General features: G+C 69.0%; 13 protein-coding genes. 3 read left to right on the top strand and 10 right to left on the bottom strand.

Features of this window, described 5'->3' with window-relative positions:
* Positions 1 to 92 precede the first annotated feature (92 nt).
* On the top strand, positions 93 to 893 hold the full coding sequence (locus NBZ83_RS00590) for a class I SAM-dependent methyltransferase (RefSeq protein ID WP_261574118.1): 801 nt from the start codon (positions 93 to 95) through the stop codon (positions 891 to 893).
* A 62-nt stretch (positions 894 to 955) separates the two neighbouring features.
* Here NBZ83_RS00590 and NBZ83_RS00585 read toward each other — a convergent pair whose 3' ends face one another.
* Positions 956 to 1360, bottom strand: coding sequence for a PPOX class F420-dependent oxidoreductase (locus NBZ83_RS00585; RefSeq protein WP_261566230.1), 405 nt, complete (start codon positions 1358 to 1360; stop codon positions 956 to 958).
* Between the two features lie 366 nt (positions 1361 to 1726).
* Between NBZ83_RS00585 and NBZ83_RS00580 the strand changes: the two genes are divergently transcribed.
* Positions 1727 to 2269 carry a hypothetical protein gene (locus NBZ83_RS00580; RefSeq protein WP_261566231.1) on the top strand — a complete coding sequence of 181 codons (543 nt, stop codon included), beginning with the start codon at positions 1727 to 1729 and terminating at the stop codon, positions 2267 to 2269.
* A 61-nt stretch (positions 2270 to 2330) separates the two neighbouring features.
* On the opposite strand, the gene NBZ83_RS00575 is transcribed toward NBZ83_RS00580, so the two are convergent.
* Positions 2331 to 2687 carry a group I truncated hemoglobin gene (locus tag NBZ83_RS00575; protein WP_261566232.1) on the bottom strand — a complete coding sequence of 119 codons (357 nt, stop codon included), beginning with the start codon at positions 2685 to 2687 and terminating at the stop codon, positions 2331 to 2333.
* 314 nt (positions 2688 to 3001) lie between these two features.
* On the opposite strand from NBZ83_RS00575, the gene NBZ83_RS00570 reads away from it, so the two are divergent.
* Entirely contained in the window at positions 3002 to 3460 is a 459-nt protein-coding gene (locus tag NBZ83_RS00570) for a MarR family winged helix-turn-helix transcriptional regulator (protein WP_261566233.1), read from the top strand.
* On the opposite strand, the gene NBZ83_RS00565 is transcribed toward NBZ83_RS00570, so the two are convergent.
* The 8 genes from NBZ83_RS00565 to NBZ83_RS00530 form a co-directional block, all read right to left on the bottom strand.
* Positions 3457 to 3690, bottom strand: a complete 234-nt coding sequence (locus NBZ83_RS00565) for an NADPH-dependent FMN reductase family protein (protein WP_261566234.1) — start codon at positions 3688 to 3690, stop codon at positions 3457 to 3459. The genes NBZ83_RS00570 and NBZ83_RS00565 overlap by 4 nt on opposite strands.
* Positions 3691 to 3869: 179 nt before the next feature.
* The gene (locus tag NBZ83_RS00560; RefSeq protein WP_261566235.1) at positions 3870 to 4823 is read right to left on the bottom strand and encodes an LLM class flavin-dependent oxidoreductase; all 954 of its coding nucleotides are present in this window, start codon (positions 4821 to 4823) and stop codon (positions 3870 to 3872) included.
* Positions 4820 to 6427: an ABC transporter substrate-binding protein gene (locus tag NBZ83_RS00555; protein ID WP_261566236.1), complete on the bottom strand. Its 1608-nt coding sequence runs from the start codon at positions 6425 to 6427 to the stop codon at positions 4820 to 4822. The genes NBZ83_RS00560 and NBZ83_RS00555 overlap by 4 nt, the downstream gene beginning before the upstream one ends.
* Before the next feature lie 248 nt (positions 6428 to 6675).
* Positions 6676 to 7746 (bottom strand): LLM class flavin-dependent oxidoreductase, encoded by a 1071-nt coding sequence (locus NBZ83_RS00550; protein ID WP_261574117.1) that lies wholly within the window; start codon positions 7744 to 7746, stop codon positions 6676 to 6678.
* Between the two features lie 72 nt (positions 7747 to 7818).
* A complete protein-coding gene (locus NBZ83_RS00545; RefSeq protein ID WP_261574116.1) occupies positions 7819 to 9636 on the bottom strand; it encodes a dipeptide ABC transporter ATP-binding protein in 1818 nt (605 codons plus the stop codon).
* Positions 9618 to 10583 (bottom strand): ABC transporter permease, encoded by a 966-nt coding sequence (locus NBZ83_RS00540; protein ID WP_261574115.1) that lies wholly within the window; start codon positions 10581 to 10583, stop codon positions 9618 to 9620. The genes NBZ83_RS00545 and NBZ83_RS00540 overlap by 19 nt, the downstream gene beginning before the upstream one ends.
* On the bottom strand, positions 10580 to 11551 hold the full coding sequence (locus tag NBZ83_RS00535) for an ABC transporter permease (protein ID WP_261566240.1): 972 nt from the start codon (positions 11549 to 11551) through the stop codon (positions 10580 to 10582). The genes NBZ83_RS00540 and NBZ83_RS00535 overlap by 4 nt, the downstream gene beginning before the upstream one ends.
* 666 nt (positions 11552 to 12217) lie before the next feature.
* The coding region (locus tag NBZ83_RS00530) for a hypothetical protein (RefSeq protein WP_261574114.1) at positions 12218 to 13248 on the bottom strand (1031 nt) is incomplete at its 5' end.

Here is a 13248-nt window from a genome sequence, read left to right as displayed (position 1 = left end):
GCGGTTCGCCGGGTGCGACCCCACCGGCCGGAAGATCCGCGGCGATCCCCGACCGGCCCATGGTCGATCCCGGTCGTTCTAACCTCGTCCACATGACTAGCTCGGACCGCGAACGGCTGCGAGCCACCTTCACCGAGGACGCCGAGCTCTACGACCGGGCACGGCCGGGATATCCACCCCGGATGTTCGACGATCTCACCGGGATGGTCGGGCTCGGGGCGGGGTGCCGCGTGCTGGAGATCGGCTGCGGGACCGGCCAGGCCACGGTGCCGCTCGCACGGCGAGGATGCCGAATCGTGGCGGTCGAGCTGGGCCCGCAGATGGCCGCGGTGGCCCGCCGCAATCTCGCCGGCTACCGGGACGACGTGCAGGTCCTCGACGCCGCGTTCGAGGACTGGCCGCTGCCGGCGGAGCCGTTCGACGTGGTGTTCGCTGCGACCGCGTTCCACTGGATCGACCCGGCCGTGCGGGTCGAGAGGTCGGCGGCGGCGCTACGTCCCGGCGGGGCGCTGGCCACCGTAGCGACCAGCCATGTCGCCGGTGGCACCGAGGGGTTCTTCGTCGAGGTGCAGAACTGCTACGAGCGCTTCGACCCGAAGACCCCGCCGAATCTCCGGCTGTCGACCGCCGACGAGATCGTCGAGGACGACGAGGAAATCACTCGGTCCGGCCGCTTCGACGCCGCGACGTTCCTTCGCTACGAGTGGGAGCTGCACTACACGAGCGCGGAGTACCTCGACGTCCTGCGCACCTACTCCGGCCACCGCGCCCTGCAACCCGCCGCCCGACGCGACCTTCTGCACTGCATCGAACATCTGATCGAGCACAACTACGAAGGCGGCATCACCAAGCGCTACCTGACCGAGTTGCGCGTGGCGCGCCGCAGGAAGTGAGCCACGCGGCAGCCGGCCGGCGGAGGGTCGGCCGGCCGGCGGAGCGTCGGCCGGCCGGTTGCTCAGCCGAGGACGACGACGCGCCGCGGGTGCAGCACGGCGGTGGTGCGCTCGGTGTCGAGGGCGCTGAACCGGGCGAAGTCGACGTTGTAGCGGTCCGTGATGCGGGCGAGGACGGTCTTGTCCGGATCGGGTACGAGCTCGACGTCGGCGCGGATCTCCAGCGTGCGCCCCGAGTTCGCGGGGTCGACCAGGAACAGGGTGGCCACCGGGTTGCGACGCAGGTTCACGAGCTTTCGCCGCGTACTGATCATCGAGACCTTGATCGTAGGTCCGTCGGGCAGGAACCAGACCGCGGTCGCCTGCGGCAGACCGTCGGCGCCGATCGTCACGAAGACGGCGGTCAGCGCAGAGTCGAGCAGGTCGTGGTGGGAGGCCGGGAATTCGGCCGTCTCGGGTGTGCTCACCCCTGTATGCCTACCCGTTCGGCCCGCCACACGCGACGGCGGGGGCCGGCACAGCCGAAACGGCGACGGGACCGGCGGTGTGGTGATCGAGCTCCCCGAGCTCGATTCCCGCGCCCGGCCGTCCCCGGGCAGGCGACCGCCGAAGCGGGATAAGGCCACGCAGACGCGATCCGGGGCAGAGTTTATCGGGCATAGGTCTGCCGCATGCATCCATAGTGGATTATCTGGTCGGTCGGCGGCCGCGTCGAATCCGGCGACCGGCCTGCGACGTCACGGGAAACGGGATTTGCCAGGCGTCTGTGACCCCACTAAGCTGGCATCAAAGCCCGAATAGTGGGCGTCCGGACAAGAAATGAGGCGACCTTGATGGCGCGCGAGGTAATTTCGCTCATAAATGTGTGGTGCGACAACGCCGGCCGCCACGCCAAGGACAAGGTCGCGGCGACCCAGACGGCGGCTCTGGCGTATGACGGAAGACTGGTCAGGCTGGATCTGTGCGACGAATGCCGCGACGAGGTGGCGTCCGTACTCGGCGAGTACGCGGAATACGGCGAGACGGTCGATGTCGCCCGCAACGCCAAGATCGATACGGTGTGGACGACGGTGGAGCAGAACGACGCAATCACAACACCCGAGATCCGAAACGAGGCAAGCCGTCCGGCGCCCGCCCGAGCCAGGATCCGCCGTCCCCACCAGAGCACGTCCGTCAGCGAGGTCCGCGCGTGGCTGCGGGACCACGCCGACGAGCACGGGCTGACCGTGCCGGAGCGGGGGCCGCGGCTGTCGGGCGAGCTCAAGGCCGCCTACGACCGGGGGCACGGCTGGGACGAGATCGACGGCGCCTGGCGCCCGGCGCCGTCAGAGGCCGGCGGTGAACCCGCGGACACCGAGCACCCCAGCCAAGACTGACCGGCGGTGGGTTTCTCCCCCGGTCTGTCCGCGGCGCCCCTGTTCCGCCGTGGACCGGCCGCTACGAGGCAGTGACGATGTCGGAGCGCAGCGGGCCGAGAACAGCGGCGATCTCGCCGGCGGCTTCGGCCGGGACGCCGACGCTGGTGAATGCCGCGAGCAGATGGCCCACCACCCCGTCGAAGTTGGTGCCGGTGACTCCGAGGGTGGCGTGGACCGAAGTCATTTCCCCGCCCTGGTAGATCTCGGGACCACCAAGCGCCGAGCCGATGAATTCCTGCTGGTTCGCCTTGAGGCTGGCCAGGTCCCGGCCCTCGAAGAACGATACGAGGTCCGGGTCGGCCAACACCCGGACGTAGAACTCGTCGACCGCGGCCTTCACGGCCTTCGCGCCACCAATATCCTGGTAGATACTCATCAGAGGTCTCCCTTTCGCAGTAGTGGCCCGATCCGGGATCGATGGCCATGTTTCCCGCATGGCTGCGCCGCTGACTAACTGGTGGGTTCACTCAACCGCAGGAGAATCCTGCGGCCCAAGAGTCGAATGGTCACTCAGCGCAGAAGAACGGCAGGCAGGAGCGGGCCGCCTGACTCCTTCCGCCGCCCGATCGTTGGCCGGGGCCAACCTGGAGGCGCGCACCGGCCTGCCGCCGACGAAAGATCAACAAATGGCCGACCGGTTACGATTGTCGACAGCCGCAGACCGTCCATCAGCCTGGGGGCCCCGACACCATGACAGCAACGACCGGCACGACCGGTATCCGCGCGCAGTCTCAGGACGCGGGGCTGGCCGAGGCGCTGGTCGACCTGTCGCATCACGTCCTGCACCTGTTCGCCGACGCCGGCCGCGAGGACAGGCTCAGTCAGCAGCAGGTCGAGCTGGTCTGCGCGGTCATCGTCCGCGGGTCGGTCGGCATGACCGAGCTCGGCCGGCTGCTGCACGTCGAGAAGTCGAACCTGAGCAATCTGGTCGACCGACTCGAACAGCGGGGCCTGGTCGTCCGCACCAGGGACCCCAACGACCGGCGGGCCACCCAGGTCACCCTCACCGACGAGGGCACGGCCGTCGCGATGAGGGTCTACCACGATGTGACCGGGCGGGTGCGGCGGCTGCTCCAGCGGCTGCCCCTGGACGACCAGCACAACCTCGCCGCGGTCGTGCGGAAGATCGTTAGAGACGAGCCGGCCTAGTGTCGGTCCACCGGTTCCCGTCTCGAAGACTCGACGTTGGGGCTGGTGTCGTGTGCGTCAGGCGGAGTACGAGCGCAGGGCACGGGCGTCCCTGAGGGCAACGGCCCACCGTCGATCCCGGCCGGGTCGACGACGTCCACATCGAACAGGCCGTAGGCGCGGGCCTGATCGACGAACCAGGTCGCGATGGCGGTACCGGTCCGCCCCTCGCGAACCGAACCGATGATCACGACTAACCGCGGTCATTGTTCCGACATGGGCCTGCTTCCTTCGGGCCTCGGGGCGGGAATGGTGGAGCCGGCCGACGGCTCATGCGGTCAGCTGCGGCCGGCCCACCGAACCGGCGTGGGTGTGGATGCGGTACTGGTTCGTATCCACACCCACGCCAGTACGCACCGCTATGGTGCCGTCACCCGCGCTCGATCGCGGCCCGCACCGCCGGAACGACTTCGTGAATCCAGCGTCCAACCGTGAGATCGGCCGGGGTCGGGTCATCGACCCGATGGTGGATGAATCCGGACGCCCCGAAGTCGAGCACCGCGGTGACGAGTTCGTCGACCCATTGACTCACCGATCCTCCCAACCAGCGACCGTTCTCTTCCCGGGTGACGGCCAGCGGTTCGTCGGTGATGCGGCCGGTGACGTTGTAGATGGTGGCGATGTCGCCCGGCTGCCTCCCCGCGGCCAGCGCGGCCTCGTCGATGACGGGACGTGACCAGGCGACCCTGTCGCTGCGCCAGTCCGCGGCGTGGCCGGGAACGACGCCGAGGCCTGGAATCCAGCCGTCCGCGACCCGGCCGGTGACGGCGAGCGACTTCGCGCCGACCGAGCCGGTCCAGATCGGCGGAGTCGGTACCGGCGCGGGGACCAGTCCCTTGACCTGGTAGAACTCACCGTCGAACTCGACGGGGTCGCCGCCGCCGGAGAGGGCTCTGATCACCAGGATCGCCTCCTCCAGCGCCCGAACCGCCTCGGGGGGAGACAGCCGGCGGACGCCAAACCTGGTGATCTCGTCCCACAGCCCGCCGGCACCGATTCCGAGAGCGATCCGCCCACCCGTCAGCTCTGACAGGGAGGTGAGGGCGCGGGCCAGCTGCGGGGCCGGGCGAGTGGGCAGATTGGTGACGCTGACGTAGGCCCCGACGCGGGAGGTGCGGCCGAGAAGCACTCCCACGGCGGCGTAGGCGTCGATGCGGTCGGCGTGGTACGGGTGGTCGGAAAGGGTGACGAAGTCCAGGCCACCGTGGTCGGCCGCCTCGGCATGACGCTGCCGCTCGGCCGTCGCTGTCAGCGCCGTGCTCAGGCCGGTACCGAACACAACCCGCGGGCGGGCCGCCCGCGAGTCGTCCTGCCCGGCGCTCATCGGCTGATCCACACGCTGTGCAGGGTGGGATGGCCGGACGGGTTGAACTCCAGTCCGTGGAGCCTGGGCGAGAACGCGAACTCGATCACGTAGTTCACGACCGGAATGACGTCGGCGTTCTGCGCCAGCAGGCGCTGCGCGCTGGCGACCAGTTCCTTTCTCTTGGCCTGGTCCGTCGTGGCAGCCTGCTGATCAAGAAGCGTATCCAGCGTGGACGGGGCGATCCGGTAGGAATTGATCAGCTTGGTGGAGAACTGAGTACGCAGGATGTCCGGGTCGGGACGCTGCGCGCTGGCGATCAGGATGTCGTAGGATCCTGACTGCTGAACGTTGTTCACGTCGGCGACCGGAATCTCCTTGATCTTGATTCCGATACCGACGTCCTTCAGCTGCTGTTGAATGAGTTCGATCTCCGGGTCGACGCTGCTGATGGCCCCAGGATTGCCGATGGTGATCTCGAGCGGAACGCCGTCCTTGGTCCGAATCCCGGCACCGTCGGCCCGCCAGCCGTCGGCCTCAAGAATTGACTTGGCCTTGGCCGGGTCGAACGTGATGAACTCGGACTGGTCGGCGTATCCCGGTGTCGTCGGCGACAGGATGCTCGTGGCCGCGGTAGTTCCAGACGGGAACAGGCCGGCGATGGCCTTCCGGTCGATCCCGAACGCGACGGCCTGACGAACCTTGACATCCTTCAGGAGGGGGGCCGCGTGGTTGACCCACAGTGCGTTCGTGCCGGCCAGGGTGATTGGCCTTAGCGTCTTACCCGCGGCCTTCAGTGCCGGTTCGTCGGAGCGGATCACATTGGCGATCAGATTGACCTGGCCTGATTCAAGAGCGCCGGTCCGCGCTCCGTTCTCGGGCACGATCTGGAAGATAAGCTTGTCCAGATAGGCCTCGCCGCTCTTCTTCCACAGGGAAGATCCCCAGTTATAGCCCTTACGTTTCACGAGTGTGATCGACTGGTTTGGCCGGTAGCTGGACAGGGTGAACGGGCCTGAGCCCACGACGCCCTCCGAGCAGCGCTGGGCCGGGGTCTTCGCGAGGCTGGCCTGGGCGATCAATCCCAGGGAAGGCGTCGACGTCGCCTGAAGGAAGGCGGCGTTGGGCTGGCGGAACTTCACCTGCGCGGTGAGGCTGTCGACCACGGTCGTTCCGGCGTAGCCGGTCAGGTAGGTCACACCGAGACTGGCGAGGCCCTTGAGCTTCGTGGTGACTGCGTCGAAATTGGCCTTCACCACCGACGCATCGACGGGCGTCCCGTCGCTGAAGGTGGCGCCGCTTCGAAGGTGGAACGTGAACGTCGTGGCGTCCGCACTGACATCCCAGCTCCGCGCCAGCCAGGGTACGGTCTGCCCGGTGCCGGGATTCTGGTCGGTCAACGAATCGACTGTCTGGCGCAGCGAGTACAGCGTGTCCCCACTGCGGACCTGCTGCGGGTCGACGCAGCCGACATCGGTACCCACGGCGATCGCCAGGGTGCCTCCGACCTGGCCGGGACCGTTGGAGGAGGCCGCCGCGGCGCTGCCGGAGGACCCGGAGCTGCTGCTGCCACAAGCGCTCAAAGCGGCCGCGAGAAGGGCTGCGGTCAGGACAAGCGGGCTCATGCGGCGCGATCCCCGGCGCGGTGAACTCAGTGCGGGCAAGGTTTCTCCTGATGTGTACAGCACGGCGCCACGAACAGATCCGCAGGGTGCTGAGAGGATGGTTTATTTCGCCCGGTTGTCCAGGCGGACGTCCAGCTCAATTCAGGGCGAAGACGTACGTGACGAGGCCGGGCCGCAGCCGGCCGGCGGGCATGACGGTGGTGAACAAGCCGAGGTTGAGATCGGTGGTGAGCGCGGGCACGGCCGCGTCAGGCATTGACGGCCGTCTCAGCCGTCTCGGCCGCGGTCGGCTGCGGCACGGCCGAGGTGGTACCGAGACCGGACAGGTGAGGCAGGATCTCGGAGGCGACCAGCTCGGTTGCCTTCTGCACCTCGGCGTAGGGGATTCCGCCGAGGTCGATGGCCAGCAGGTGCAGGTCGTGCCCCCACAGCTCGTGCAGCCGTCCGAGTTTGTCGAGAGCCTCGGCCGGGCTGCCACAGATCGCCGGCCCGTCCGGGCTGATATGGGCGTCGAAATCGAACGGACCGCGGGCCGCCCCGGCCCCGTTCGCCGACAGGTAGTTGTTGATGTACTCGGACCACAGCGAGCGGGCGGCCTGGGATGTGCGCGCGACGAAGAAGTGGCTGGCCGCCCCGAGGCGTCCGGGTGGGTCGGTCCGCCCGGCCAGCCGCCATTGCCGGCGGTAGTCGCCGAAGACGTCGACGTAGTCGACAGGTGGCCGACCGATGGTACCGACGACTACCGGCAGCCCGTGCTCAACGGCGAGCGGGACGGACTCGGAGCCGACTCCGGCGCTCAGCCACAACGGCGGCCTGGACTGAGTCAGTCGAGGCTGCAGACTCACCTGATCCAGGGGTGGTCGGAACTGCCCGGTCCAGGTGACCTGGTCCTCGTTCCACAGCCGCAGCAGCAGTTCGACGTTCTCCCGCTTGCGGACGGCCTTGCTGGCGGGTTCCTGCCCGAACACCGTCCACGCCTGCGGGTAGAAGGATCCGCCGGCGACCAGCTCCAGCCGCCCGTTGGAAAGAAGATCGACCAGGGCGTAATCCTCGGCAACCAGCACCGGGTCGCGGTTGGCGAGCAGGGTGGTGCCGGTAGCCAGCCGGATCGAGCTGGTGTGCTCGGCGATCGCGGCCAGTACGACCGCGGGCGAAGGGATCACATCGCGCTCGCCGAAATGGTGCTCGCCTAAGGCATACCAGGCGAAACCAAGCTGCTCCGCGGCCTCCGCCGCGCTCACCACATCGCGCAGCCGTTGCCGCTGACTGAGCAGGGTGCCCGTATGCGGGTCGGGTAGCAGGCTACCGAAGGTAATCAATCCAAAATCCACGATGTGTCCCCCATCGGTCGGGTGAATCGCTCGTCAACTCGCGTGTCCCGGACACCCGCCCTACTTCGAACCGACACCCCGACCAGGGATGGCGGCGAGCAGTTCGCGCGTGTACTCGTGAGTCGGATCGGTGAACAGTTCCTCGGTGCCGCGCTGCTCGACGATGCGTCCCGCCTGCATGACCGCGACCTCGTGGGCGATCTGCCGGACGACCGCCAGATCGTGCGAGATGAACAGGTACGCCACACCGAGCTCGCTCTGCAGTTCGGCGAGCAGCGCCAGCACCTGCGCCTGCACGGAGAGGTCCAGAGCGGAGACCGGCTCGTCGCAGACGACCAGCGCGGGGTTCAGGGCCAGCGCGCGCGCGATCGCGACCCGCTGGCGCTGACCGCCCGACAGCTCCGCCGGACGACGGCTGATCACCGTCGCCGGCAGGGCGACGCGGTCCAGCAACTCGCGGACGCGAGCCAACCGGGCGGCCCGATCCCCCACTTTGAAGACCCGCAGCGGCTCGCTGACCACCTCACCGATGGACAACCGAGGGTCGAGCGACGCGTACGGATTCTGATAGATCAGCTGCGCCCGGCGCCGCAGCTGCCGAAGCTGCTCACCGCGCGCGGCGGTGGCGTCCAGACCGCCGAAGAGGATCCGACCCGCGCTCGGATCGGTCAGCCGCAGCAGGAGGCGAGCGGTGGTGGACTTGCCCGAGCCTGATTCACCCACCAGCGCGAGGGTCCGCCCTCGATGAATGGTGAAGCTGACGTCGTCGACGGCGCGAAGCGCCCGCCGCGGGCCGCTGGTGTGCGGCAGAGCGAAGTCCTTGACCAGATGGGCCACGGCCGCGACCACCTCGACACTGGATCCCGCCGGAGCCGGGACAGCCCCTTGCGCCGGGACAGCCCCTTGCGCCGGGACAGCCCCTTGCGCCGGGGCGACCGCCTGAGCCGGGACGGCCCCCCGGACCGGGACAGCAGCCTGGGCCGGGACAGCAGCCTGGGCCGGGACAGCCGCCGTCCTGGACGCCGACACCCTGGAATAGGTGATGTTGAGACTCGGCGCGCTGGCCAGCAACCGGCGCGTGTACTCGTGCTGGGGGTTGTCGAGGATCTCGCGGGTGGGTCCGGCCTCGACCGCGCGTCCCTTCGACATCACCACGATGCGGTCCGCCCGGTCGGCCGCGACGCCCAGGTCATGGGTCACCAGCAGAATTGCGGTGCCCGATTGCGCGGTCAGCTGCTGGAGATGGTCGAGAATGCGGCGCTGCACGGTGACGTCCAGGGCGCTGGTCGGCTCGTCAGCGATGATCAGCTTCGGCTCGGCCGCAATGGCGATGGCGATCAGGGCGCGCTGGCGCATTCCACCGGACAGCTCGTGCGGATACTGGCGAGCACGAGTGGCCGGGTCGGGAAGGCCGGCCCGTTCAAGGACCTCGATCGCGTCGGCGAGGGCGGCGCGGCGCGTGGAGAGGTGATGGATACGCAGCACCTCGGCCACCTGCTCACCGATGCGTTGGACCGGGTTCAGGGAGACGCCGGGATCCTGCGGTATCAGGCTGATCGCGGCGCCGCGCACGGTCCGCAGTTCTCGCTCCGACATTCCGGTGAGCTCGTCCGAACCGAAGCGCACGCTGCCGGCGTCGATACGGGCGGTGTCCGGCAGGAGCCGGATGATCGCGTGCGAGGTGGTGCTCTTGCCCGATCCCGACTCTCCGACAACGGCGACGACCTCACCGCGGCGCACATCCAGGTCGATGCCGCGCACGGCGCGGATGTACCCGTGGTGTGTGCGATAGGAAACCGACAAGTTCCGAACCTGAAGCAGCGTTCTCTCCTCGTCGGGGCCGTCGATCGTCGCCCCCGTCATCGGTGCCGCACCCATTCGCCGTCCAACGCGCGGGCTATCCGGTTGGTGGCCAGCACCGTCGCCACGATCGTCAGTCCAGGCAGCGCGGTCAGCCACCAGGCGTTGGCCAGATAGTTCCGCCCCGTAGCCACCAACGTCCCCCACTCCGGCGCCGGCGGCGGCGCGCCATAGCCGAGAAAGCTCAGCGAGGACACAGCCAGGATCGCGGCCCCGAAATCGAGTGTGGCCAGCACCAGCACCGGGCCGATCGAGTTGGGCAGCACGTGCCGCCACAGCACGAAGTACCAAGGGGCACCGCACGAGCGCGAGGCCTCCACGTAGGTCGCGTGCCGCACCCGGAGCACCTCGGCCCGCATGACCCGGGCGAACCCGGCGACGCTTGCGATGCCAACCGCGATCGCGACCTTCACCGTTCCATAACCCAACGCGGTCACCATCGCCAAGGACAGCAACAGCGCCGGAATCGAGAGCAGCACATCCACGAAGCGCATCAGCAGGCCTTCGACCCAGTGCCCCGCGCATCCGGCCACGAGCCCGAGCAGGGCACCGACGACGAAGGCGACCGCGACGGCGATCAGAGTCGCCTTCAATGACAGCTGTGCCCCGTGCACGACGCGGGAATACTCATCCCGTCCCAGCGCGTCCGTGCCGAACCAGTGCGCCGCGCTCGGTCCGCTGAAGCTGTCGGACGGGATGCCCCGCAGCGGGTCCCGCGCACTGAGCCATCCAGGCCAGAACGCGGCCACGAGAACCATGATCACCAGGAGGATCGAGAACACCAGGCCCGGACGGCGCACGAAGAAGCGGGCCGCTCGGTGCACCCGGGCACCAAGACGCGGCTGAGTCTCGACGGCGACGGCGTCGAGACCGGAGTCGACGGCGGTGTCCGTATCCGTGTCGGTGTCGACGTCGACGTCGCGTTCGACGGTCACCGCGGCCTGTCCGGCCACCTCGTTGATCATGTTGCGGCCCCCGCGATCGCCCCTCGCGAACCGGGGGCCGCGATGATGCGCGGATCAAGCAACGGGTAGGCCAGGTCAATCGCGAGGTTGAGCAGGACGAAAACCAGCGCTCCGAACACGACCACGCCCTGCACGAGTGGGATGTCCTGCGTGGTCACCGCGCCCGCGGTGACCCGGCCCAGGCCCTCCCGGGAGAAGACGGTCTCCACGACCACCGAGTTGGCCAGCAGCTGCCCGCCGATCAGTCCCACCACCGTCAGCGTGGGCAGTGAGGCGTTACGCAGGGTGTGGCGCAGGTGGATGCGCAAGCGGCTGGCTCCTTTCGACTGCGCGGTCTGCACATAAGGCTCGTCCAGCGCCGCCAGCAGGCTCTTGGCCAGCACCTGCGCCACCAACGCCCCGGGCGGGATGGCCAGCGTCACGGCCGGCAACACCAGCCCGCGCAATCCGTTGTCGCCGAATGCCGGGAACAGCCCCACCCGGAAGGAGAGCAGCTCGATGAGCATCAACCCGACCCAGAAGGTCGGCATCGACATGCCCAGCGACGGGAGGGAAAGCAGCACCTGCCGCAGCCAGCGCCGCCGCGTGTAGCTGGCCGACACCGCCAGGGCGCCGCCGATCAGCACCGACAGCAGCATGGCCAGTCCGGCCAGCGCGAAGGTCCGCGGCAAAGCGCTGGCCAGCGTCGCGGTGACAGAGCGCCCTGTCGACACCGAATTCCCGAAATCGCCTCGAACGGCCTTGCCGAGATAGTCGATGTACTGTACGAGCACCGGCTTGTCGAAGCCGTACTGGTGGCGAAGCTCAGCAAGCTGGGCAGGACTGACCGTGGTCGAGTCCACCCCCCCGCCGAACATCGCCGCGACCGGGTCACCGGGCAGGTAGTACAGCACGAAGAACGAGACTGTATACGCGGCCCACAGCACACCGACGGCCTGCACCAGACGCCTCGCTACGTAGCGACGCATCGCCGAAACCGCGTCGTCCGCCGGCAGGTCGCCGTGATTCCCGGCAGGCGGAAGACGCCCGCCGATTCAGTGTGCGGACACACGTCGTCTCCTAGCTCAGAACCGAGGATGAATGGTCGGTGATGCCGGACCGAGGCGACGCGGCCTTCTACGCCGTCGGGCTTGACCGCCCCGGGTAATCGTGAATAGACCACCCGGCACACCGGGCATCCGGTGGGGGAAAAGTGGGCGCCGAGGCCGATCCAGCGCCAGCTTCAGGCGACCTGGCCGACGAGCCCGGAAACCAGGGGCGTCGACGTTGGACACAGCGAGCTCTGCACCCGCGCGAAGTCGACGTGACGACGCAGGTAGGTGTTCAACGATCGCACCACGTGATACCCCCCGCGTCGCTCGCTCGCACCAGCCTGGAGGCCACGCCCGAAAACCCCGATTCCGGGTCGTCGCCTGATGAGCCGACGACAGCTACACGTATCTTGCCCGCGGCGCTGCCCGCTCAAGGATTGACAGGGAAAATCTCCCCCTTGTCACTCAAATAAGTGTAGATTGCTCCATGAACTGTTGTCAACGTGAACTTTGCACGGAGGGCCTGGTCGGCCTCCTGCGGGGGTGCGATCGGTTCACCGCCCCGATCGGTGCCGGCGGACGCCCGTACCCCTGGCGCCGGGCTCAGGCCGGGTGGAACGTCACCTCGACGGGGCGGGCGCCGCGGGGATCGTCCGTCCGGCGGGCGAGGTCCCGGTCGAAGACCCGGCCGACGGAGTTGCCCGCCAGATCCTCCAGGACGGGATCGACGGCGAGCAGGTGCGGCCCGGGCGCCCAGCCGTGTCGGGGGGTCAGCTGCCACGACCGCTCCTCGGCACCGACGTCCGCGACGCCTTCGACGGGCCGACCATCGGGCCCGGCGACGCGCAGGCAGCGGGCCACCAGGCCGTGATCGAGCGGCCGGTCGAACCCGATCCGAAGCGGCTCGGCGGTGCCGACGGGCGGAACGTGCAGGGCCCAGGCGTTCGGGTCGACGTGGCGGCGCTCGTCGTCGGCGACCTGCCAGCGCCGCTCGGCCCCGGCCCGCAGCCGGCAGCCGCGGGCGTCGCGGAACCCGTCGTCGACCACCAGCCGAAACGGCGCGCCGGACCGCAGCGGGTAACCGGCCTCGCGGTGCGGCACGAGGCCGCGTTTGATCCGGGCCGGGTCGAGCAGGACGGTGAGCCGGCGCCGGCCGGCGTCCCACAGCTCCTGGTCGGTCGCCAGCAGCGCCCCTGCCAGGACATCACCGGCGTCGTCGACGAGCCGCACGTGGGCCGCCGTCCGCCCCTCGCTCATCGGCGCGCTGAACCAGACGTAGCCGCGCAGCAGGTTGCGTGGCACGGTCGTCGCGCTCGGGTAAATGGCGAGCACCTCGGTGGTGGCCGCCTCGTCGGCGCGGGCGCGGGTCAGCTCGGCCACGACCGACCCGTCGACGGTGACGATGTACGCGGTGCCATCGAGGAAGGGGAAGCGCGGCAGGAAGCAGGTGTCGGGGCCGTCGCGGAGCAGCCGACCGGCCATCGGTGGGGCCGTGCCGAGCACGACGGCGGTGGCCGGGTGGATCCGCACCTGCGCACGCGGCACCAGCCCGACCAGCCGGATGCAGTCGGCCTCGCCGTACCGCGACCACGCCGCGGTGACCCCGCTCTGGTCGACCATGCCCGCCTGCCGCC

The sequence above is a fragment of the Frankia gtarii genome, assembly GCF_025403375.1.
Lineage (GTDB): Bacteria > Actinomycetota > Actinomycetes > Frankiales > Frankiaceae > Frankia > Frankia gtarii.
The sequence above is the reverse complement of the archived record's forward strand: the minus strand, read 5'-3'. Positions and strand labels throughout refer to the sequence as shown.

Excerpts from the sequence above, each read along its gene's own strand:
- NBZ83_RS00590 (WP_261574118.1), top strand. The coding sequence starts at position 93 with ATGACTAGCTCGGACCGCGAACGGCTGCGAGCCACCTTCACCGAGGAC.
- NBZ83_RS00580 (WP_261566231.1), top strand. The coding sequence starts at position 1,727 with ATGGCGCGCGAGGTAATTTCGCTCATAAATGTGTGGTGCGACAACGCC.
- NBZ83_RS00575 (WP_261566232.1), bottom strand. The coding sequence starts at position 2,687 with ATGAGTATCTACCAGGATATTGGTGGCGCGAAGGCCGTGAAGGCCGCG.
- NBZ83_RS00570 (WP_261566233.1), top strand. The coding sequence starts at position 3,002 with ATGACAGCAACGACCGGCACGACCGGTATCCGCGCGCAGTCTCAGGAC.
- NBZ83_RS00560 (WP_261566235.1), bottom strand. The coding sequence starts at position 4,823 with ATGAGCGCCGGGCAGGACGACTCGCGGGCGGCCCGCCCGCGGGTTGTG.
- NBZ83_RS00555 (WP_261566236.1), bottom strand. The coding sequence starts at position 6,427 with ATGAGCCCGCTTGTCCTGACCGCAGCCCTTCTCGCGGCCGCTTTGAGC.
- NBZ83_RS00545 (WP_261574116.1), bottom strand. The coding sequence starts at position 9,636 with ATGGGTGCGGCACCGATGACGGGGGCGACGATCGACGGCCCCGACGAG.
- NBZ83_RS00540 (WP_261574115.1), bottom strand. The coding sequence starts at position 10,583 with ATGATCAACGAGGTGGCCGGACAGGCCGCGGTGACCGTCGAACGCGAC.
- NBZ83_RS00535 (WP_261566240.1), bottom strand. The coding sequence starts at position 11,551 with ATGCGTCGCTACGTAGCGAGGCGTCTGGTGCAGGCCGTCGGTGTGCTG.